Genomic DNA, 21458 nt, shown 5'->3' with positions numbered 1-21458 from the left:
GTCAGAACTTCTCCGGGTAGATCAGCGCGACGACGAGGTAGCCGACGAGGGCGACGGCCACGATGAGACCTGCGACGTTCTCGGCGCTCACAGCTTCTCCACCCCCCGCGCGATCAGGGCGATGACGGCGAACACGGCGACCGTGACACCGACGTGGATGAGATCGGACATGGGCTCCACCACAGTGGTTCGGAGGTGGCCGCGGCCCGGCCCCTGCGGGCGGTCGACGCGGCACCGGCGGTGGGCCGGCCTCGCCAGCCAACCGCGCCTACGGACCGCTACCGCCGTTCTTGACGTCCTCCATACGGCGCCCGTTCGATTGTTGACGGGCTCCATACGGTGACTCCCCGCGCTGCCCTTCACGCCTCGCCCGTCGCGCTGCCGGGCGTCCCTCGGGACGGCCGCGCGGATACGCCGAGAGCCCCGGACCGCGTGGTCCGGGGCTCTCGGCGCGGGATCGGGGCTCCGGCCGGGACCGGGCTCTCGGCGTGCTCCGGGGCTCCGGCCGGGACCGGGCTCTCGGCGTGCTCCGGGGCTCCGGCGTGCTCCGGGGCTCTCGGCGGCGCCTCAGGCGTTCTCGGGCGCCGGCAGCCGCTCGTACTCCGACCGCGTCGCCGGCTCGCCGCGGCGGACCGCGCCGGGGGCCCGGCGGGACGGGTGGTGCGCCTTGCTGGAGGAGGTCAGCTGCCACGGCACGCTGATCACCATCACGCCCGGGGTGAAGAGCAGCCTGCTCTTCAGCCAGAGCGCCGACTGGTTGTGCAGCAGGTGCTCCCACCAGCGCCCGACCACGTACTCGGGGATGAAGACGGCCACCGCGTCCCGGGGGCTGGTCCGGCGGTACTCGCGCACGTACGCCACCACCGGCTTGGTGATCTCCCGGTACGGCGAGTCCAGCACCTTCAGCGGCACCCGGACGTCCAGTTCGCCCCACTGCCGCTCCAGTTCGCCGGTGGCCTCCCGCTCCACCGCCACGGTCAGCGCCTCCAGCGAGTCCGGCCGGAACGCCTCGGCGTAGCCGAGCGCCCGCAGGGTGGGCTTGTGCAGCTTGGAGACCAGCACGATCCCGTGCACCTGGGAGGGGCGCACCGAGTCGGCCTCGGGGTCGTCCACCGCCAGTTCCTCGGCGACGCGGTCGTAGTGCCGGCGGATGCCCCGCATCATCACCCAGAGCACCACCGCCGCGACCACGGCCAGCCAGGCGCCCTGGGTGAACTTGGTGAGCAGCACGATGACCAGCACCAGCGCGGTGGTGACCGCGCCGAAGGCGTTGATCACCCGGGCGCGCTGGGCCGGGCCGCGCACGCCCGGCTCGGTCTCGGTGCGCAGCACCCGGTTCCAGTGCTTCACCATGCCGATCTGGGAGAGCGTGAACGAGGTGAAGACGCCCAGGATGTAGAGGTGGATCAGGCTGGTGACGTCCGCCTCGTACAGCCAGAGCAGCCCGCCGGCCACCACCGCGAGGGCGATGATGCCGTTGGAGAAGGCGAGGCGGTCGCCGCGGGTGTGCATCTGCCGGGGCAGGTAGCGGTGTTCGGCCAGGATCGAGGCCAGCAGCGGGAAGCCGTTGAAGGCGGTGTTGGCCGCCAGGATCAGCACCAGCGCGGTGACGGCCTGGATGAAGTAGAAGAGGAAGCTCCGGTCGCCACCGAAGATCGCGGCCGCCAGCTGGGCGACCACGGTCTGCTGCGGCGCGGTGTGGCAGTCCCCCGCGAAGCCGGTCAACGTGCAGGCGTCGTCGGCGATGTGGACCTTGGACATCAGCGCCAGCGCGGTGATGCCGACGAACATGACCACGGCCGTGGTGCCCATCACGGCCATCGTGGCGGCGGCGTTCCTCGACTTGGGCGCCCGGAAGGCCGGTACGCCGTTGGAGATCGCCTCCACGCCCGTCAGTGCCGTGCAGCCGGAGGCGAACGCCCGCAGGCCCAGCATCAGCAGACCGAGGCCCGCCAGGGTGTCCTTGCCGTCCACCGGCAGGATCCCGTACGAGGCGCTGGCCGCCACCGGGGTGTCCCCGAAGAGCGCCTTGACCAGTCCGGTGACCACCATCAGCAGCATGCCGCCGATGAACAGGTACGTCGGCGCGGCGAAGGCCTTGCCGGACTCCCGGACCCCGCGCAGGTTCATCGCCGCGAGCAGCACGACGAAGGCGACCGCCAGTTCGACCCGGTGGTCGGCCAGCGAGGGCAGCGCCGAGATGATGTTGTCGACGCCCGAGGCCACCGACACCGCGACCGTCATCACGTAGTCGACCAGCAGCGAAGCCGCCACCACCAGGCCCGAGTTGGCGCCGAGGTTGCGGGACACCACCTCGTACGAGCCGCCGCCGCTCGGGTAGGCGTGGACGACCTGGCGGTAGGACATCACCACGACCGCCATCAGCGCGACCACACCGGCCGCGACCCACGGGGTCAGGTACAGGAAGGCGGTGCCACCGACGGTGAGCACCAGCAGGATCTCCTGGGTCGCGTAGGCGACCGAGGAGAGCGGGTCGGAAGCGAAGATCGGCAGCGCCAGCCGCTTGGGGAGCAGCGTCTCGCCCAGCTCCTCGCTGCGCATGGCTCGGCCGATCACTAGGCGCTTGAGCGCCTGGGGCAGGTTGAACACATGGGCGAGCGTAAGGGCGGAAAACGGACCGTCCATGGGCCCGAGCGGAGTACCGCGAGCGCCGGACGCGCCCTTTGGGCGGGGTGTTCCCGCAGGTGGAAGCCGCTATGGGGAGCGTGCTCCGAGCGGTACGGAGGCGTTTCGGGGGCGTTAAGGGGGGCCGTTAAGACATCGTCAAGATATGGCGATCGGATAGGACATTTACGACATAGGCTCTCAAGTCCCGCCTTCGCGAGCCACCCCCGGAGCATCGCCCCGGCCGCTGCATCCACCGCCACAGCCGGCAGACCGCCGCGTCGGTGTGCTGGAGCCGCGCCGCTCGCCGACGTCTCGTCGGCGGTTCCCGTGCGGGGTGGGCGGGCCGATGTCCCGGCGGGCGCCGGTTGGGAAGACGATCAGCTCGGACGGAGGACTCCCGGCGCACCTGGGCACGTCCGGAACTTCTCGGCGGGGAGGCTGAACGGCCCGGCCCCACCCCTCGGAGAACACTCTGCTGCCCCCAGGAAGCAATTGCAAGTAATGCGCAATAATGCCGAACCCTCCGGCGGGCTACGCTCCGCGCATGGATCACCACTCTCCGCAGGCGAGCCCGCTCCTCCTCATCGACCTCGACCACACCCTGGTCGAACGCGACGGCGGCACCGACGCCTGGGCCACCGCGTTCTGCACCGCCCACGGCCTCCCCCTGGACACCGCACCCACCATCGTCACGCTGGTGCGCGCCGACCGCTCCCCGGCCGGCTTCGCCGGGATCGCCGCCCGCTACGGCCTCCGGCAGTCCGGCGAGGCGCTCTGGGAGGAACACGTCGCCCACGAGGCCGCCCGCACCCACCCGATCCCGGGCGTCCCCGCCGCCCTCACCGCCCTGCGCGGAGCCGGCTGGACCATCGGCGTCGTCACCAACGGCTACACCGACGTCCAGCGCGCCAAACTCGCCCGGACCGGCCTGCTCCCCGCCGTCGACGCCGTCTGCGTCTCCCAGGAGGCCGGCGCCCGCAAGCCCGACCCCGAGATCTTCCACCTGGCCGCCGCCCGCCTCGGCCGCACCCTCACCCCGGACACCTGGATGGTCGGCAACAACCCCGCCACCGACCTGCTGGGCGCCCACGCCTGCGGCATCCGCTCCATCTGGATCACCCCCACCCCGCCTCCGCCGCTCCCCCCGGCCCACCCCACCCCCACCCGCACCGCCCCCGACACCCCCACGGCGGCCGCCCTCCTCCTGGCCGCCCCCTGAGCCGCACCGGCCGCCCGCCGATGTCGGCCCCCTCGGGCAGGCTTCACCCATGCGCGCACCACGAGTCCAGTGCCCCGCCTGCGGCCGACCGGTCGCCCTGATGCCCACCCGCCGGGCCGGCTACGGCGTCATCCACGACCACAAGAGGGACCGCCGCTCCCTCCTCCTCTGCGAGGCGAGCATGCGACCCCTCCCGCTCTCCCGGGCCACCGCCTGGCAGGACGCCCTCCCCGGCGTCACCCCCGACCCTCCGGCCCCCACGCTCTTCTGACCCCCCGGCACCGCCGAACCGGGACGCCCGCGCCCGAGACCCGCCCCCGGGTACGACAAAACCGGCCCTGAACAACGTTTCCGCTGTTCAGGGCCGGTCTGGTAATCCAGTGGCTGGTGCAGGGTTCGAACCTGCGTAGCTTACGCGGCAGATTTACAGTCTGCTCCCTTTGGCCGCTCGGGCAACCAGCCAGGATTTGGTGTCTCGCGGGGCTTGCCCCGTTCGACTCCGTAAACGATACCTGATGCCGGGGGGTGGTTCGCCACCTGGTTGGTCACGTGATGATCAACGGATGTGGCGTGGCTGTCGGGGGCGGGGGCGGGGTGGTGCTGGATAGGCTGGGGCTGCGGGCGTCCGGTGGGGCGGGCCGTGTCAGTGAAGCCAGAGCATCAAGGAGACCAACACCCATGGCCGACTCCAGTTTCGACATCGTCTCGAAGGTCGAGTGGCAGGAGGTCGACAACGCGATCAACCAGACCTCGCGTGAGATCGCCACCCGCTTCGACTTCAAGAACGTCGGCGCCGAGATCAGCCGCTCCGGCGAAACGATCGAGATGAAGGCCAGCGGCGAGGAGCGGGTGAAGGCCATTCTGGACGTGCTGCAGAGCAAGTTCATCAAGCGTGGCCTGTCGCTGAAGGCGCTGGACGCCAAGGAGCCGCAGCTGTCCGGCAAGGAGTACAAGATCTTCGCGGACGTGAAGGAGGGCATCTCCCAGGACGATGCCAAGAAGGTCGCGAAGATCATCCGTGACGAGGGCCCGAAGGGCGTCAAGGCCCAGGTCCAGGGCGACGAGCTCCGCGTGACCTCGAAGAGCCGCGACGACCTGCAGACCGTCCAGGCCCTGCTCAAGGGCAAGGACCTCGACTTCGCGCTCCAGTACGTGAACTACCGCTAGTCCCGTCGGGACGCGCAGTGGCGACGGCCCCCGGACACCGTGTGGTGTCCGGGGGCCGTCGTGTCGGGCGTTGGGTCAGGGGCCGGTGAGGCGGGTGACCGTGCCGGTGGTGGTCGCGACGGTGTCGGGGGCCAGAGCCGTGACGGCCTGCTGGACGGCGGCCGGGTCCGGCTTGGCGGCCGTGGCGGCGTCGACCAGGGCCTTGGCCTTGGTCCCGAGCGAGGCGAGCCGGTCCTCCAGGGCCAGCGGCGGGAGCGCGGGGGTGGTGGTGCGCGGGGGCTCCGCCGCCGGCTGCTGGTCCAGCGGGGCCGGGACGGGCACGGGGGCCGCCACCGGGGCCGCGGGCAGCTGGGCGAGCAGGCCCTTCGTCGCCGTGTCGAGCGTGGCGAGCAACTGCTGGAGGACGCCGAGGTCGGGGCTGCCGGTCGGCGGGGTGGCGGCCGAGAGCAGGCCGCTGACCAGCTTGAGGACGTCGCCGAGGCCGCCCAGCGCCCCGAGCGCGGCGGCCGGGTCGGGCACGGCGGCCGGCGCCGCGGCGAGGTCGGGTGCGGCGGGGAGCGCCGGAGCCGGGGCGGAGACCGGCGGGGCCGCGACCGGCGGCACGCCGACCGGCAGCGGGACGTCCGCGAGGATCGCGGGGGGCGAGCTGGCGGGGGTGAAGGCCGCGGCTTCGTTGCCGGCGGCGGTGGCGGACGCCGTGGCGACCGGGGTCAGCGCGATGGCTGCGGTCAGCGCGGCGGCCATCCAAGTGGCACGCATGGGTGATGCTTCCTCTCGATGCGAATCAGGCGAAATGCCTGATTCACACGTTGGGGCAAGCCAGTTGACCCAGCCACCGCGGGTACGCCGAACGGTTCACGCCCCGTCGGGAGCGGCCCAGCCGTCGGTGCGGCGGTGGGCGGTCAGGCCGACCGCCTCGAACTCGTCGTGGTGCTGGGCGTCCACGACGCGGGCGCCGATGCGCCGCAGGGCGCGGGAGATCGGGGTGCCCTCGGGCGGGCTGGGTTCGAACTCGCCGCTGACGAGCGGGCCCAGGTCGAGTCGGCCGTCGGCCCAGACGGCGGCGCGCTGGGTGCCGCTGCCACCGAAGTAGTCGGCCTCCACGCAGGCGATCGGACCGGCCTTGGACCACGCGGCGAGCCGGCGTTCGAGGCCGTCCGGGAACCAGTCGAAACCGGACTCACCGCCGAACCCGGGCTCACCGCGGCCGAACTGGAGCGCGGACAGGAAGGCGGGGGTGGCCGGTATCAGGGCCAACCCCTGGGCCAGCGGACTGAGACGGGCGGCCGGGACCTCCGCGGCGGCCACCGCGAGCAGCTCCGCCGAACCGATCAGCGCCTGAAGTTCGTACGACATTCAGTCATCCTGAACCAAGGTACTGACACTCCGCCCGGCATTTACCATTCCGTACCCGGACGGGTAGGGCCCGGACGGCACGGCTCCGGGTTCGGGCGCCCGGGGCAGGGCCCCGGACAGGCCCCGGACAGGCCCCGGGCAGGGCTTCGGGCAGGGCCCCGGGCGCATCGGACCGCCGGAGACCGCGGCGCGGCGTGCGGACGGCCCGCGCGGACGGACCAGGCGGTCCTGACCGCCGGAGGCACCGGAGCGGCCGACCGGACGGCCGACCGGGACGGCCGACCGGATGGCGGACCGGGACGGCGGACCGGGCACCGGGACCCCCGCGGGCCAAACCTCCGCCGCGCATCCCTGACAGTCGCTCACCCGAGCGGGCGCACGCCGCATGCGACACCCCCGGCAACCGGGTGAACTGGCCGGGTACGGCCCGCCCCCGGGGCTCTCCCGGGGCGAACCCCACCGCCGGAGCGGACCCCCGGTGGACGTGGCCGCACCCGAGGAGGACGCATGAGTTCGATGGAGGCACCCTCGCCCGGCCGGGGCAGCCCCGGCCCGAGCGCCGCCCGCAGGAGCGGCGGCGCGGTCGCCACCCGGATGGCCGGCGCACCACGGATGTCCTGGCTGACGCTGGCGCTGATGACGACCAGCTCCGTGGCCAGCCTCCGGGCCGCGCCGACCATGGCGGTCTACGGCCTGGCCTGCGTCTTCCTCTACCTCGTCCCCGCGATCGTCTTCCTGCTGCCGACCGCGCTGGTCTCCGCCGAGCTGGCCTCCGGCTGGGAGGGCGGCGTCTACCGGTGGGTGTCGGAGGGCCTGTCGAAGCCGCTGGGCTTCCTCGCCGTCTGGTGCCAGTTCGCGATGACGATCTTCTACTACCCGTCGCTGCTCGCGTACGTGGCCTCGACGATCGCGTACGTGGTCAACCCGGCGCTGGCCAGCAACGGGCCCTACACCGCCGTCGTGATCATGGTGCTGTACTGGACCGGCGTCTGGGTCTCCTCGCGCGGGACGAAGGCCGTGGCCGGCCTCTCCTCCTGGGGCCTGGTGATCGGCACCCTGATCCCCGGCACGCTGCTCGTGGTGCTCGGCCTCGTCTTCCTCGGCCAGGGCAACACCTCGGCCGCCCCGATGAACGCCGCACACCTCTTCCCGCAGTGGACCGGCCTGGCCAGCCTGGTGCTGATCGTCAACAACTTCCTCAGCTACTCCGGCATGGAGATGAACGCGGTGCACGTCTCCTCGCTCCGCGATCCGGCCCGGGAGTTCCCGCGGTCGATGTTCACCGCCTCCGGGATGGTCCTGCTGATCTTCATCCTGCCCGCGCTGGCGATCAGCTGGGTGGTGCCGTCCAGCCAGCTGAGCCTGACGGCCGGCGTGATGCAGGCCTTCGACTCCTTCTTCCAGTACTTCCACATCGGCTGGCTCACCCCGGTGATCGCGGTGGCGCTGATCGCCGCCTCCCTCGGCGGCATGCTCACCTGGCTCGCCGGACCGTCCAAGGGCCTGCTGATGATCTCCCGCCAGGAGGGCTACCTGCCGCCGTTCCTGCAGCGGCTGAACAAGGAGGGGATCCAGCAGAACCTGCTGGTCACCCAGGGTGTGGTCACCACGGTCATCGCCCTCGCCTACGCCCTGATCCCGAACGTCTCCAGCGCCTACTGGATCTTCTCGGTGATCACCACGCAGGTCTACCTGATCGTCTACCTGCTGATGTTCGCCGCCGCGATCCGGCTGCGCCGCACCCAGCCGGACCACCCCCGCGGCTACCGCGCCCCGGCGCTGGTCCCGGTCTGCGTGACCGGCCTGATCGCCTCGGCGGCCGCGATGGCGATCGGGTTCGTCCCGTCCTCGCAGTTCGGCAGCGGCAGTGTCTGGTCGTACGTCGCGATCGTCGGCGGTGGCCTGGTGCTGCTCGGCCTGGTGATCCCCTACCTGTTCCTGAGGCTGCGCAAGCCCTCCTGGCGCAACCCCGACGCCCAGGCCGAACTGGCCGAGCAGGAGGCCGAGGAGCGGCGCGGCACCACCGGAGGTGCGGCATGACCGGCACCATGATGGCCTCCCGCCACCGCTGGATCTACCTGGGCGCGATCGTCCTGCTGGTCGGCATGCTGATCACCGGTCTGCTGACGTACTCCCAGCTGCACAGCACCAACGAGGCCAACGACAAGGCCAAGCAGCTCTCGTCCGCGCTGACGGCGGCCGGCTACCCGGTCCCCAGCCAGAGCCAGATCGTGCACACCCTGGGCGAGGACGGCGGCGCGGTCTGCGAGAACCCGGCCGACGCGCTGAACCAGGCGCAGTGGAAGTACGGGATGTCCAACGGCGCGGGCGGTCCCGGGCAGCGGCCGGTGCTCTCCGACCGCGAGGTGGTGTTCGCGGAGTCGATCGTGCTCTCGGTGTACTGCCCGGACAAGCTCGCCGACATCCGGCAGAAGATCGACGACCTCAAGCTCCGTGACACCGTGCGCAGTTGACGATCAGCCCACCGAACCGACCGATCGCCCAGGAGCCGTACCCATGACCGACGAACTCGCCCGCCGGATCGCCGCCCTGATGCCCCGGGCCAAGGACGACCTGGCCGAGCTGGTCGCCATCCCCTCCGTCGCCGACCCCCGCCAGTACCCGCCGGAGAAGTGCCGCGAGGCCGCCGAGTGGGTCGCCGCCGCCTTCACCCGGGCCGGCCTGCGCGACGTCCACCTGGAGGAGACGCCGGACGGCAGCCACGCCGTGATCGGCCACCGCCCGCCGCCGCCCGGCGCCCCGACCGTCCTGCTCTACTGCCACTACGACGTCCAGCCGCCGCTCGACGACGCCGCCTGGACCTCCCCGCCGTTCGAGCTCACCGAGCGCGACGGCCGCTGGTACGGACGCGGCACCGCCGACTGCAAGGGCAACATCGTCATGCACCTCACCGCCCTGCGGGCCCTCGGCGACGACCTCCCGGTCGGCATCAAGTTCGTCGCCGAGGGCTCCGAGGAGCAGGGCACCGGCGGGCTGGAGGCCTACGTGCCGCCGCACGCGGGCGAGTTGCACGCCGACGCCCTGCTGGTCTGCGACACCGGGAACGCGGCGGTCGGCGTGCCGACCGCCACCACCTCGCTGCGCGGGGTCACCAACGTGGTGGTCGGCGTCTCGACCCTCGCCGGCGACGTGCACTCCGGCATGTTCGGCGGTCCCGCCCCGGACGCCCTGGCCGCGCTGATCCGCGCCCTCGACTCGCTGCGCGACGCCGAAGGCGGCACCCGGATCGACGGCCTGGACTCCACCGGCACCTGGCGCGGCGTCGGCTACGACGAGCAGCAGTTCCGCACCGACGCCGGGGTCCGGGAGGGCGTCCGGCTGACCGGTTCCGGCACCGTCGCCGACCGGCTCTGGGCCAGGCCCGCCGTCACCGTGCTCGGCATCGACTGCCCCCCGGTGGTCGGCTCGGCGGCCGCCGTCCCGGCCGCCGCCCGCGCCCGGGTCAGCCTGCGGGTGCCGCCCGGCACCGACGCGCGGGCCGCCCAGGACGCGCTGACCGCGCACCTGAAGGCCGCCGTGCCGTGGGGCGCGCAGGTCACGGTCGAGCCGGAGAGCGTCGGTTCGCCGTTCCAGGCCTCCACCGGCGGGCCGGCGTACCAGGCGCTCGACCGTGCCATGCGGGAGGTCTACGGCAAGCCGATCTCCTTCCTCGGCCAGGGCGGCTCGATCCCGCTCTGCAACGTGTTCGCCCGCACCTACCCGGACGCGGAGATCATCCTGATGGGCGTCGAGGAGCCGCGCTGCCTGATCCACGCGCCCAACGAGAGCGTCGATCCCGGCGAGATCGAACACATGGCCCACGTCGAGGCGTTGTTCCTCCGGCACTACGCCGAGTCCACCCGGACGTGAGGGAGTTCGGTACCCGCGACACCCCGCGCCCGGCGGCCGGCCCGACCCGGACGGCCACCGGTCCGGGACCGGTTACAGAACGGGAAGGACGGCGGGGAAGACAGCGGGAAGGACAGCGGGGAAGACCCCACGGGACAGAAGCCGAATTCCGGTACGGGGCAGACGCAGCACTTCCGGTACGGGACAGACGCAGAGAGGAACCCTCATGCCACGACCGTTCACCACCGAGGACTACACCGCCCGGATGGCCCGGGCCACCGCCGACGCGGCCGCCGCCGGACTCAGCGGCCTGGTCGTCGCCCCCGGCCCCGACCTGGTCTACCTCTGCGGCTACCAGCCGACCGCGATCACCGAACGGCTGACCGCGCTGCTCCTCACCCACGGCCGCGAGCCCGCCCTGATCGTCCCCACGTTGGAGCGGCCCGACGCCGAACGGGCCACCGGCGCCCCCGGCCTGCGGCTGCTCGACTGGACGGACGGCGAGAGCCCCTACGACACCGCCGTCCCGCTGCTCGACCCCGCGGGCCGCTACGGCGTCTCGGACAACGCCTGGGCGATGCACCTGCTCGGCCTCCAGGCCGCCCTGCCGGGCGCCGGCTGGACCTCGCTCACCGAGGCGCTGCCGATGCTCCGGGCGGTCAAGGACACCGACGAGCTGGAGCGGCTGGCCGCGGCCGGCGGCGCCGCGGACGCCGCCTACCGCGGCATCCTGGAGGTGCGGTTCGCCGGCCGGCGGGAGACCGACGTGGCCGCCGACCTCAGCGCCCTGCTCATCCAGTACGGGCACAGCCAGGTCGACTTCACCGTGGTCGGCTCCGGCCCCAACGGCGCCAACCCGCACCACGAGGCGGGTGACCGGGTCATCGAGGCCGGGGACACCGTCGTCCTGGACTTCGGCGGCCTCAAGGACGGCTACGGCTCCGACACCACCCGGACGGTGCACGTCGGCACGGACGTCCCGGCCGAGCTGCGGACGGTGCACGACGTCGTCCGGCAGGCGCAGCAGACCGCGTTCGAGGCGGTCCGGCCCGGCGTGACCTGCCAGGAGATCGACCGGATCGCCCGCCGGGTGATCACCGAGGCCGGGTACGGCGAGTACTTCATCCACCGCACCGGGCACGGCATCGGCATCACCACGCACGAGCCGCCCTACCTGGTCGAGGGCGAGGAGCAGCCGCTCGTCCCGGGGATGTGCTTCTCGATCGAGCCCGGTGTCTACCTGCCCGGCCGCTTCGGGGTGCGGATCGAGGACATCGTGACGGTGACCGACCAGGGCGGCCGGCGGTTCAACAACACGCCCCACGAGCTGGGCACCGTCTCCTGACCACCGTCTCCTGACCACTGCCGACCGGCCCCGCGACCTGCGGCGGAGTCCGCCCGCACGGCGCCGCACGGGGCCGTGCGGCGCGGGCCAGGCCGTTCCGCTGTCCGGCGTCTTTCTGAGTCTTTGCTGGACGACAGGCCGTTCGCGTGAAGAGTTCTCAAAGAATGCCTTGCTAGCTTCGGCTGGCATGACCAAACTGCTCCGCCCGGCGCCGCCCCCACCCGCGAGCGCCGGGCGGCTGCGTCCGGTGACCCGGCCGCTGCCCGGTGCGCGCGCCAGCGCACTGACGCGGCTGCGGCTCCTGGCGTGGCCGCTCTACCTCGTCGCCCTGCTCTGGTACGTGCGCGCGTACGGCCTGCCGTACTCCAACGACGTGGTCTTCTGCTGGCTGATCGGCGCGCTGCTGGCCGCCGCCGTGCACAGCGGCCACGGGACGCGCGGCTTCCTGCTGGTGCTGCGCGACTGGGTGCCGGTGATGGCCGTCGTCTGGGCGTACTCGCTGCTGCGCGGGTACGGTGCGCACACCCCGTGGGCCCCGCACTGGCGGCCGCAGCTGCGCGCGGACGAGTTGCTCGGCTTCGGTGAGACCTGGACGGTCCGGCTGCAGCACGGGCTCTACACCGCCGGTTCGCCGCACTGGTACGACTACGCGGCGGTCCTGGTCTACATGTCGCACTTCTTCATGATCTTCGTGGTGCTGGCCGTGCTCTGGCGGCGCCGCCACGACCGGTTCCGGCACCTGCTCACCTGCTACCTCGCGCTGACCTTCGCCGGTTTCGCGACGTACATCCTGTTCCCGGCCGACCCGCCGTGGCTCACCGCGCAGGAGGGCCACATGCCGGCGCTCACCCGGGTGGTGTCGGACGTGCTGACGCAGAGCGGGCTGCCCCGGGCCGGGTCGGTCTTCGAGAACGGCAGCCGGTTCGCCAACGACGTCGCCGCGATGCCCTCGCTGCACTCCGCGTACCCGGCGATGCTGCTGTTCTTCTTCTGGCCGACGGCCGCGCGGTGGGTCCGCGTGCTGCTGGTCGCGTACCCGCTCGCGATGGCGTTCACCCTGGTCTACGGGGCGGAGCACTTCATCGTCGACGTCCTCGCCGGCTGGGCGTACGCGGCGGCGGTGGTCTACGGCGTGCGGTGGCTGCGCGCACGGCGCCGGGCCCGGCTGCTGGCGGTGGCCGTACCGGGGTAGCCGCGCCGCCCGGCCGGGTGCGGACCGCACCACCCCCGTACCCGGCCGGCGGCCGCCACCGGCAGACTGGGCGGGTGACCGAGACGCCCAGGAAGCCCACGCAGGACCAGCTGCTCGCCGCTCGCGACAGCACCATCGCGGACATCGCCGGCCCCGGGCTCCGGGTGCTGTTCTGCGGGATCAACCCCGGCCTCTGGTCGGGCGCCACCGGTCACCACTTCGCCCGGCCGGGCAACCGGTTCTGGCCCGCGCTGCACCGCTCCGGCTTCACCCCGCGCCAGTTCCGCCCGGACGAGCAGCGCGAGCTGCTCGACCTCGGCCTCGGCATCACCAACGTCGCCCCGCGCGCCACCGCCAAGGCGGACGAGCTCACCGCCGACGAACTGCGCGAGGGCGGCGCCGCGCTCGCCGCCCGCGTCCTGGCGCTGCGCCCGCGGGCGCTGGCCGTGCTCGGCATCGGCGCGTACCGGACGGCCTTCGGCCGGCGGACGGCGGCGGTCGGCCGGCAGCCGGAGGGCCTCGGGGAGACCGAGGTCTGGGTGCTGCCCAACCCGAGCGGACTCAACGCGCACTACACCCTGGACGCGCTGGCGCGGGAGTTCCGGCGGCTGCGCGAGGCCGTGGAGTGACCGGGGCCGGGACCGCCGGAGGGCCGGCAACCGGCCCGCGGGGGCGGTTCAGCGCGCGCCGAACCGCTCGTCGGTGGGTACCACCTCGCGCCCCAGCGGCATCAGCGAGATCGGGATCATCTTGAGGTTGGCCCAGCCGAACGGGATCCCGATGATCGACACGAACAGCGGGATGCTCGTCGCGATGTGCGCCAGCGCCAGCCACCAGCCCGCGAACACCAGCCAGATCACATTGCCCACGCAGGACGCCGCCCCGGCCTCCGGCCTCTCCACCGTCGTCCGGCCGAACGGCCAGATCACGAAACCGGCGATCCGGAACGAGGCGATGCCGAACGGGATCGTGACGATGAGGACGCAGCAGATGATGCCGGCGATGACGTAGCCGAGCGCCATCCAGATCCCGCAGAAGATCAGCCAGATGGCGTTCAGGACGAACTCGATCACCTTCATGGTGGGCACCCTCTCACGACGGACGGCCGACCCCTATGACGTGCCATGCCCGCTGTCCGCCGTGTCTACGCCGCCGCCCGCCGACCCGCCCGCCGGACCGACGACCGAACCGACCGCCGAACCGGCCCGCCACGCGCGGTCCGCCGGTGCCGGGCCCCTACAGCGCCGGGCCCCTACAGCGGGGTGACGGCCTTCAGCACCAGCAGCAGCGCCACCGCCGCGTTGACCGCGCAGAGCGCCGACGCGGCCGTGCCGATCGCCGCCACCATGGCCGCGAGGCCCGCCCGGGTGTGGGCCGGCGGCCAGTTCCGCGAGGACGGCACCGGGCCGAGCAGCGCGGCCACCCGGCGCGGCACCGGGCCGGGCACGGCCCCCGGCGCGGCGAAGGCGGCGAAGCCGGGAGCGGGCGCCCGGTGCGAGACCAGCGCCGCCCGGGCCACCGCCCGGGCCGTGATCCGCCGGTCGCCGACCGCCTGGGCCGACTCCTCGTCCGCCCACCGCTCCGCGCTGTACGCCACCGCCTGCTGCAGGGGCCGCAGGAACGGGTTGACGCAGCCCGCGAGTTGGGTGATCAGCAGATAGCGGTGGTGCCGGTGCTCCAGGTGCGCCCGCTCGTGCGCGAGCAGCGCCTCGCGCTCGTCGGCCGCCAACCCGGCCAGCATCCCGGTGGAGACCACCACCCGCCCCGGCGAGCCGGGCAGCGCGTAGGCGTAGGGCCGGTCGTCCGGCAGCACCGCGAGGTCGTCCGGGAGCCCGCCGGGCGTGCCGCCGAGTCCGTACCCGGCGGTCCCGGCGAGTCCGTACCCGGTCGTGCCGCCGAGGTCGCGGCCGAGCGCCCGGCGGGCCCGGGCCCGGATCCTCAGGTGTCGCACCACCGTGCGCAGACAGGCCGCGGCCACCACGGCCAGGACGCAGATCGCCGCCGTGCCGACCGTCTCGTGGTAGGGCAGCGCCGCCCGCACCTCCGGGTCGGACCAGCTGTCCGGCAGCGGGTTGCCCGGGATCTGGGCGGTGCCCACCACCCCGGTCAGACCGAGGCAGACGGCGCTGCACAGGGCCATCACCGCACTGATCACGGTCAGCAGCCGGGACGCCCCGCGCGGATGCAGGTGCTGTTCGGTGAGCCGGGCGATCGGGACGGCGGTCAGCGGGAGGATGAGCGGGAGGAAGACGAAGACGCCCACGGGTCAGCTCTCGTGGTCGGCCACTGCCGGGTCGGCACCGGCGCTGTCCAGCAGCGTCCGCAGCAGCTCCTCGTCGTGCGGCAGCAGGGCCGTGACGAAGCTGGCCAGGACGGCGTCCCGGTCCGGCTCGCCGTCCAGCATCCGGCGCATCCGCAGTGCGGCCAGCCCGGCCGCGTCGGAGGACGCCTGCCAGAGGTAGGAGCGGCCCGAACGGGTCCGCGAGACGGCCTTCTTGGCGTGCAGCCGGGACAGGATGGTCATCACGGTGGTGTACGCCAGGCCGCCGTCCAGGCGCTCCTGAACCCAGACCGCGGTGGCCGGGCCGGGCGCCCGCTGGAGCACCGCCAGCACCTGGGCCTCCAGCTCGCCCTGGCCTCGCCGGCGGGCCCGTGGATCCCCGGCCGCCGGGGCGTGCCTCTCCTCTGCCATGACGGCCACTCCCTCCGGATGCCGCGCCCCGCAGCCGGCGGGACGCGCTCTCATCCTAACGAGCGGCCGCCGGCCCCCGGCCGCCCACCGGCCCGCTCAGACCAGCGGCTCACGGGCGTTCTGCCGCCGGTCCAGCTCGGCGATCCCGGGGTGGTGCAGGTCGAAGGCCGGGGACTCCGAGCGGATCCGGGGCAGGGTGACGAAGTTGTGCCGCGGCGGCGGGCAGGAGGTGGCCCACTCCAGCGACCGCCCGTACCCCCACGGGTCGTCCTCGGTGACCCTGCGGCCGTACCGCGCGGTGTGCCAGACGTTGTAGAGGAACGGCAGGGTGGAGATGCCGAGCAGGAAGGAGCCGATGCTGGAGACGGTGTTCAGCGTGGTGAAGCCGTCCGAGGCCAGGTAATCGGCGTAGCGGCGGGGCATGCCCTCGGCGCCCAGCCAGTGCTGCACCAGGAAGGTGGCGTGGAAGCCGACGAAGAGCGTCCAGAAGTGGATCCGCCCGAGCCGCTCGTCCAGCATCCGTCCGGTGAACTTGGGCCACCAGAAGTGGAAGCCGGCGAACATCGCGAAGACCACGGTGCCGAAGACGACGTAGTGGAAGTGGGCGACGACGAAGTACGAGTCCGAGACGTGGAAGTCGATCGGCGGCGCCGCGAGCAGGACCCCGGTCAGCCCGCCGAACAGGAAGGTGACCAGGAAGCCGACCGTCCAGAGCATCGGGGCCTCGAAGCTCAGCGAGCCCTTCCACATGGTGCCGATCCAGTTGAAGAACTTCACCCCGGTCGGCACCGCGATCAGCATCGTCATGATCGAGAAGAACGGCAGCAGCACCTGGCCGGTGACGAACATGTGGTGCGCCCAGACCGTGATCGACAGGCCGGTGATGGCGATGGTGGCGGCGATCAGCCCGGAGTAGCCGAAGACCGGCTTGCGGCTGAAGACCGGGATGATCTCGGTGACGATGCCGAAGAACGGCAGCGCGATGATGTACACCTCCGGGTGCCCGAAGAACCAGAACAGGTGCTGCCAGAGCAGCGCCCCGCCGTTCGCCGCGTCGAAGACGTGCGAGCCGAACTTGCGGTCCGACTCCAGGCAGAGCAGCGCGGCCGCCAGCACCGGGAAGGCGAAGAGCACCAGGACGGCGGTGAGCAGGATGTTCCAGACGAAGATCGGCATCCGGAACATCGTCATCCCGGGGGCCCGGAGGCAGACGATCGTGGTGATGAAGTTGACCGAGCCGAGGATGGTCCCGAAGCCGGAGAAGGCCAGGCCCATGATCCACAGGTCCGCGCCGAGGCCCGGGCTGTGCTCGGCGCTGTTCAGCGGCGCGTAGGCGAACCAGCCGAAGTCGGCCGCGCCGTCCGGGGTGACGAAGCCGTAGAGGGCGATCAGCGAGCCGAACAGGTAGAGCCAGTAGGCGAGCGCGTTCAGCCGGGGGAAGGCCACGTCGGGCGCGCCGATCTGCAACGGCATGATCCAGTTGGCGAAGCCGGCGAACAGCGGGGTCGCGAACATCAGCAGCATGATCGTGCCGTGCATGGTGAAGAGCTGGTTGAACTCCTCGTTGGAGAGCAGTTGCAGCCCCGGCCGGGCCAGCTCGATCCGCATCAGCATCGCCATCAGCCCGCCGAGCAGGAAGAACAGGAACGCGGTGGTGATGTACAGGGTGCCGATCCGCTTGTGGTCGGTGGTGGTGAGCCAGCCCACCAGGGCCCGGCCGCGCCGTCGGCGCGCGGCCGCCCGCCGGCGGTCCAGTCGCGGCGTGCGCGACGGGCGCGGAGCCCGCTCCACGGCGTCCTTCGGCAGGAGAGTCACGCGGCGCACCTTCCGTACTCGGGGCCGGGCCCCGGTCGAGCCCGCCGGCCCGGGCCCGGACAGCAGTCGGACAACGACTACCAGCCGCCGCCCGGCCCCGCCGGGGGCGCGCGTGGCCGGTCACCCGAACAGGCGCGGTCCGGTTGCCCGGCGCCCGGCCGCGGCGGACGGTCGAGGCCCGTACCCCTTTCCGTGCGCCTGTTGGCCGTCGGTCCGGCTCCGGCCGGGTACCGCCGACGACGCCGGCCCGCGGCCCAGGAGGAGTCCATGAGCACCTCGTCGCCCACCCCCGACCAGCCCCCGCCCTGGCGCTCCGGCACCGGGGCGCCGCCCCCGCCGCCATCGGCCGACCGGTTCCGTGACTGGGCCCCCGGCCTGGTGATGTTCGCGGGTGTGCTGATGCTCATCAACGGCTTCATGGAGGCGGTCCGGGGCATCATGGCGGTCGCCGACGACGACATCTTCGTCTCGACCCCGCGCTACGTCTTCCGCTTCGACCTCACCGGGTGGGGGTGGGTGCACATCGTCATCGGCGCCCTGGTCGCGGTGGTCGGTGCCTTCGTCCTCAAGGGCGCCGCCTGGGCCCGCTGGGCCGGTGTGTTCCTCACCGCGCTGAGCGCCCTGGACAACTTCCTGGCCCTGCCGTACTACCCGCTCTGGTCGATCGTGGTGATCGCCCTGGACGTCTTCATCATCTGGGCGCTCTGCGTCTACCGGCCGGAGGACGACGTGTACTGACCGGCCGCACCGACCCGCCCCGCGCCCGTACCGCACCGCCGGTACGGGCGCGGGCCGTCTCAGCTGCGGGCGCGCTGGGTGACCGCGATGCAGACCAGCACCACCACCGCGGTGACCGGCGCCGCCACCGGCAGCTCCTCGCCCAGCAGCAGCACCGCCCAGACCAGCGTCAGCAGCGGCTGGGCGAGCTGGAGCTGACTGGCCCTCGGCACCCCGATCGCCGCCATCCCCCGGTACCAGAGCACGAACCCGCCGAGCTGCGACACCGCCGCCGTGTACGCCAGCCCGGCCAGCGCCTTCACCCCCGGGTGCACCGGCTCGCCCGGCAGCGCCAGCGCCGTGGTCACCACGGTGACCGGCAGCGCCGCGACAACCGCCCAGGCGATCACCTGCCACCCCGGCAGCTCCCGCGAGATCCGCCCGCCCTCCGCGTACCCGGCCGCGCAGACCACCAGCGCGGCGAACAGGTAGAGGTCGGCGGTGGTCGGCCGCCCGTGGCTCTGCAGCAGGGTGAAGGCGAGCACGGCCGCCGCACCGGCCAGCGCCGCGCACCAGAAGGCCCGGGACGGGCGCCGGCCGGTGCGCAGCGCCGAGAACGCGGCGGTGGCGAGCGGCAGCACACCGATGACCACAGCCGAGTGGGCGGTCGAGGAGGCCCGCAGCGCCAGCGTGGTGAGCAGCGGGAAGCCCAGCACGCAGCCGGCCGAGACCACCAGCAGCCCGGGCCAGTGCCGGCGCGCGGGGAGGGGGACGCGGGCGGCCGCCAGGCAGAGCGCGGCGAGCAGCCCGGCCACGGCGCCGCGCAGGCCGGTCGCCGTCCACGGACCGAAACCGGACAGGGCCCAGGCGGTCGCGGGGAAGCTGAAGGAGAAGGAGAGGACGCCGAGGGCCGCCAGGGCCGTACCGGAGCCGCCGGAGCTGCCGGAGCTGCCGGAGCCGATCGGTGCCTGCGGTGCTATCGCGATCGGGCGGGTAGCGCTATCTTGTGCCGTCATGAACGAGCGTAGCAGCGTGACCGATCTGGCCGACAGCCTGCGCCGGGAGGTCGAGCGCTACCCGGAGGGACGCAAGCTGCCGTCGAGCCGGGCCCTGATGGAGCGCCACCAGGTCAGCCCGGTGACGGTCTCCCGGGCGATCGCCGTGCTGGCGGCCGAGGGCCTGGTGGTCTCCCGGCCGGGCGCCGGGGTCTTCCGGGCCGCCGCCTTCGCGGGCGGCACCACCGGCGGCGGTTCGCCGCTCGCCGCGCCGACCGCCCGGCCCGGCGACCTCTCCTGGCAGGAGCTCGCGCTGAGCGCCGACGCGGGCCCGCGCGACCGGGGCGCGGGCGCGCTGTTCGCCACCCTGAACGTCCCGCCGCCCGACGTGGTCGACCTGAACGGCGGCTACCCGCACGCCTCGCTCCAGCCGGAGCGGCTGCTGGCCGCCGCCCTGGCCCGGGCCGGCCGGCGGCCCGGCGCCTGGGAGCGCCCGCCGGTCGACGGGCTGACCGAACTGCGCGCCTGGTTCGCCCGGGACATCGGTGGGAACGGCGGGCCGCTGGGCGCGGGCGACGTCCTGGTCACGGCGGGCGGGCAGAGCGCGCTGACCGTCGCGATCCGCTCGCTGGCCGCCCCGGGCGCACCCGTGCTGGTGGAGTCGCCGACCTACCCCGGGACGCTCGCGGTCGCCCGCGCGGCGGGCGTGCGGCCGGTCCCCGTCCCGGTGGACGAGGACGGCGTGCGCACCGACCTGCTGGCGGCGGCCTTCGACGCCACCCGGGCCCGGGTCTTCGTCTGCCAGCCGCTGTTCCAGAACCCGACCGGCGCGGTGCTCTCCCCCGAGCGGCGCGCCGAGGTGCTGCGGATCGCCCGGACGGCCGGCGCGTTCGTCGTCGAGGACGACTTCGCCCGCCGGCTGGTCCACGCCGACTCCCCCGCGCTGCCGCGCCCGCTCGCCGCCGACGACCCGGACGGCGTGGTGGTCCACCTGCGCTCGCTGACCAAGGCCACCTCGCCCAATCTGCGGGTCGGCGCGCTGACCGCCCGCGGCCCCGCCCTGCGGCGGCTGCGGGCGACCCAGGTGGTGGACAGCTTCTTCGTGCCCCGGCCGCTCCAGGAGGCGGCACTGGAACTGGTCGCCGACCCGGGCTGGGCGCGCCACCTGCGCACCCTCGGCGCCGAGCTGCGCGACCGCCGGACGCTCACGGTGGCCGCGCTGCGCCGCGAGCTCCCCGGTCTGCTCGGCCCGCACCGGCCCGGGGGCTACCACCTCTGGCTGCGGCTGCCGGAGGGCACCGACGAGGCCGCGCTGGCCACCGCCGCGCTGCACGCCGGGGTGCTGGTCGCCCCCGGGAGCCCCTACTACGCCGCCGAGCCGCCGGCGCCCCACCTGCGGCTGAGCTATGCCGCCGTCGACAGCCCGGCCCGGATCGCCGAGGGCGTCCACCGGCTGCGCCGGGCCTACGAGGGTCTCACCGGCTGAACGCGGCCGGCCGCCGAGCGGGCGGGCGGGGGCGCGGGGCAGGCGGGCCCCCGTCAGCCCCGGTAGCCCGCCATCCGCTCCAGTCGGGCGATCCGCTCCGCCATCGGCGGGTGGGTCGAGAAGAGCTTCGTCCCGGCCTCGCCCGGGCGGAACGGGCTGGCGATCATCATGTGGCTGGCCGTCTGGAGCTGCGGCTCCGGCGGCAGCGGCAGCTGCCGGGTGCCGACGTCCAGCTTGCGCAGGGCGCTCGCCAGGGCGAGCGGGTCGCCGGTGATCCGGGCGCCGTCGGCGTCGGCCTGGTACTCCCGGGAGCGGCTGACGGCCAGCTGGATCAGCGAGGCGGCGAGCGGCCCCAGGATCATGATCGCGAGCATCCCGAAGAGCCCGGGGCCGTCGTCGTCGTCGCTGCGGCCGAACGGCACCAGCCAGGCGAAGTTCACCAGGAACATCACCACCGAGGCGAGCGCGCCGGCGACCGAGGAGATCAGGATGTCCCGGTTGTAGACGTGGCTCAGCTCGTGGCCGAGCACCCCGCGCAGCTCCCGCTCGTCCAGCAGCTGGAGGATGCCGTCGGTGCAGCAGACCGCCGCGTTGCGCGGGTTGCGGCCGGTGGCGAAGGCGTTCGGGGCCGGGGTCGGGGAGATGTACAGCCGCGGCATCGGCTGGCGGGCCGAGGTGGAGAGCTCACGGACGATCCGGTACAGCCGCGGCGCCTCGATCTCGCTCACCGGGCGGGCCCGCATGGCGCGCAGGGCGAGCTTGTCGCTGTTCCAGTACGCGTAGGCGTTGGTCCCGAGCGCGACCAGCAGGGCGATCACGAAGCCGGTGCGGCCGAAGAAGCTGCCGATCACCAGGATCAGCGCCGAGAGGCCGCCGAGCAGTGCGGCGGTCCTCAGTCCGTTGTGCCGGCGGTGCACGGCAGGCCCTCCAATGGTGCGGTGGGGAAGCCCTCGCTGCCTCGTCCCTCTGCCCGCTCAACGGGCGAGCCCGGCGGCCT

The 21458-nt window shown here is 73.4% G+C and carries 21 protein-coding genes and 1 tRNA gene; 11 read left to right on the top strand and 11 right to left on the bottom strand.

Annotated elements, in window-relative coordinates:
- Window position 1 precedes the first annotated feature (1 nt).
- Together kdpF and ABT263_RS01085 are read right to left on the bottom strand one after the other, a co-directional pair.
- Entirely contained in the window at window positions 2–91 is a 90-nt protein-coding gene (kdpF, locus tag ABT263_RS01090) for a K(+)-transporting ATPase subunit F (RefSeq protein ID WP_238863773.1), read from the bottom strand.
- A gap of 476 nt (window positions 92–567) precedes the next feature.
- Window positions 568–2646, bottom strand: a complete 2079-nt coding sequence (locus ABT263_RS01085; RefSeq protein WP_352286304.1) for an APC family permease — start codon at window positions 2644–2646, stop codon at window positions 568–570.
- Window positions 2647–3172: 526 nt separating this feature from the next.
- Here ABT263_RS01085 and ABT263_RS01080 point away from each other — a divergent pair.
- On the top strand, window positions 3173–3847 hold the full coding sequence (locus ABT263_RS01080) for an HAD family hydrolase (protein ID WP_352286303.1): 675 nt from the start codon (window positions 3173–3175) through the stop codon (window positions 3845–3847).
- A gap of 49 nt (window positions 3848–3896) precedes the next feature.
- The gene (locus ABT263_RS01075; RefSeq protein ID WP_329488197.1) at window positions 3897–4118 is read left to right on the top strand and encodes a hypothetical protein; all 222 of its coding nucleotides are present in this window, start codon (window positions 3897–3899) and stop codon (window positions 4116–4118) included.
- Between the two features lie 110 nt (window positions 4119–4228).
- Here the strand turns inward: ABT263_RS01075 and ABT263_RS01070 are convergent.
- Window positions 4229–4309 (bottom strand) — tRNA-Tyr (locus ABT263_RS01070).
- A gap of 216 nt (window positions 4310–4525) precedes the next feature.
- Between ABT263_RS01070 and ABT263_RS01065 the strand changes: the two genes are divergently transcribed.
- A complete protein-coding gene (locus tag ABT263_RS01065) occupies window positions 4526–5014 on the top strand; it encodes a YajQ family cyclic di-GMP-binding protein (protein ID WP_329488198.1) in 489 nt (162 codons plus the stop codon).
- A gap of 75 nt (window positions 5015–5089) precedes the next feature.
- On the opposite strand, the gene ABT263_RS01060 is transcribed toward ABT263_RS01065, so the two are convergent.
- Complete coding sequence (locus ABT263_RS01060; RefSeq protein WP_352286301.1) at window positions 5090–5773, bottom strand: hypothetical protein; 684 nt, start codon at window positions 5771–5773, stop codon at window positions 5090–5092.
- Between the two features lie 96 nt (window positions 5774–5869).
- Window positions 5870–6370 (bottom strand): hypothetical protein, encoded by a 501-nt coding sequence (locus tag ABT263_RS01055; protein WP_352286299.1) that lies wholly within the window; start codon window positions 6368–6370, stop codon window positions 5870–5872.
- Between the two features lie 507 nt (window positions 6371–6877).
- On the opposite strand from ABT263_RS01055, the gene gadC reads away from it, so the two are divergent.
- From gadC to mug, 6 genes are all read left to right on the top strand, one after another.
- The gene (gene gadC, locus ABT263_RS01050) at window positions 6878–8410 is read left to right on the top strand and encodes a glutamate/gamma-aminobutyrate antiporter GadC (protein WP_465603316.1); all 1533 of its coding nucleotides are present in this window, start codon (window positions 6878–6880) and stop codon (window positions 8408–8410) included.
- Window positions 8407–8844: a hypothetical protein gene (locus ABT263_RS01045; RefSeq protein ID WP_352286297.1), complete on the top strand. Its 438-nt coding sequence runs from the start codon at window positions 8407–8409 to the stop codon at window positions 8842–8844. The genes gadC and ABT263_RS01045 overlap by 4 nt, the downstream gene beginning before the upstream one ends.
- A gap of 43 nt (window positions 8845–8887) precedes the next feature.
- Window positions 8888–10240, top strand: a complete 1353-nt coding sequence (locus tag ABT263_RS01040) for a dipeptidase (protein WP_352286295.1) — start codon at window positions 8888–8890, stop codon at window positions 10238–10240.
- A gap of 205 nt (window positions 10241–10445) precedes the next feature.
- Window positions 10446–11564 (top strand): aminopeptidase P family protein, encoded by a 1119-nt coding sequence (locus tag ABT263_RS01035; RefSeq protein ID WP_352286293.1) that lies wholly within the window; start codon window positions 10446–10448, stop codon window positions 11562–11564.
- 187 nt (window positions 11565–11751) lie between these two features.
- Entirely contained in the window at window positions 11752–12756 is a 1005-nt protein-coding gene (locus ABT263_RS01030; RefSeq protein ID WP_352286291.1) for a phosphatase PAP2 family protein, read from the top strand.
- 74 nt (window positions 12757–12830) lie between these two features.
- Complete coding sequence (mug, locus tag ABT263_RS01025; RefSeq protein ID WP_329488205.1) at window positions 12831–13385, top strand: G/U mismatch-specific DNA glycosylase; 555 nt, start codon at window positions 12831–12833, stop codon at window positions 13383–13385.
- Between the two features lie 48 nt (window positions 13386–13433).
- Here mug and ABT263_RS01020 read toward each other — a convergent pair whose 3' ends face one another.
- From ABT263_RS01020 to ctaD, 4 genes are all read right to left on the bottom strand, one after another.
- Window positions 13434–13835, bottom strand: coding sequence for a YccF domain-containing protein (locus ABT263_RS01020; RefSeq protein ID WP_329488206.1), 402 nt, complete (start codon window positions 13833–13835; stop codon window positions 13434–13436).
- A gap of 173 nt (window positions 13836–14008) precedes the next feature.
- Window positions 14009–15019, bottom strand: coding sequence for a M56 family metallopeptidase (locus tag ABT263_RS01015; protein ID WP_352286290.1), 1011 nt, complete (start codon window positions 15017–15019; stop codon window positions 14009–14011).
- 3 nt (window positions 15020–15022) lie between these two features.
- A complete protein-coding gene (locus ABT263_RS01010) occupies window positions 15023–15448 on the bottom strand; it encodes a BlaI/MecI/CopY family transcriptional regulator (protein WP_329488209.1) in 426 nt (141 codons plus the stop codon).
- A gap of 96 nt (window positions 15449–15544) precedes the next feature.
- A complete protein-coding gene (ctaD, locus tag ABT263_RS01005) occupies window positions 15545–17203 on the bottom strand; it encodes an aa3-type cytochrome oxidase subunit I (protein WP_352286396.1) in 1659 nt (552 codons plus the stop codon).
- A 327-nt stretch (window positions 17204–17530) separates the two neighbouring features.
- Between ctaD and ABT263_RS01000 the strand changes: the two genes are divergently transcribed.
- Window positions 17531–18001 (top strand): DUF7144 family membrane protein, encoded by a 471-nt coding sequence (locus ABT263_RS01000; RefSeq protein WP_352286288.1) that lies wholly within the window; start codon window positions 17531–17533, stop codon window positions 17999–18001.
- A gap of 59 nt (window positions 18002–18060) precedes the next feature.
- Here ABT263_RS01000 and ABT263_RS00995 read toward each other — a convergent pair whose 3' ends face one another.
- Complete coding sequence (locus tag ABT263_RS00995; protein WP_352286286.1) at window positions 18061–18996, bottom strand: DMT family transporter; 936 nt, start codon at window positions 18994–18996, stop codon at window positions 18061–18063.
- Between ABT263_RS00995 and ABT263_RS00990 the strand changes: the two genes are divergently transcribed.
- Window positions 18995–20461 (top strand): aminotransferase-like domain-containing protein, encoded by a 1467-nt coding sequence (locus ABT263_RS00990; protein WP_352286284.1) that lies wholly within the window; start codon window positions 18995–18997, stop codon window positions 20459–20461. The two genes, ABT263_RS00995 and ABT263_RS00990, sit on opposite strands and share 2 nt — an antisense overlap.
- A gap of 53 nt (window positions 20462–20514) precedes the next feature.
- Here ABT263_RS00990 and htpX read toward each other — a convergent pair whose 3' ends face one another.
- Window positions 20515–21378 (bottom strand): zinc metalloprotease HtpX, encoded by an 864-nt coding sequence (gene htpX, locus ABT263_RS00985; protein ID WP_329488213.1) that lies wholly within the window; start codon window positions 21376–21378, stop codon window positions 20515–20517.
- Window positions 21379–21458: the final 80 nt, after the last annotated feature.

It is taken from the genome of Kitasatospora sp. NPDC001603 (assembly GCF_040298365.1).
Lineage (GTDB): Bacteria > Actinomycetota > Actinomycetes > Streptomycetales > Streptomycetaceae > Kitasatospora.
The sequence above is the reverse complement of the archived record's forward strand: the minus strand, read 5'-3'. Positions and strand labels throughout refer to the sequence as shown.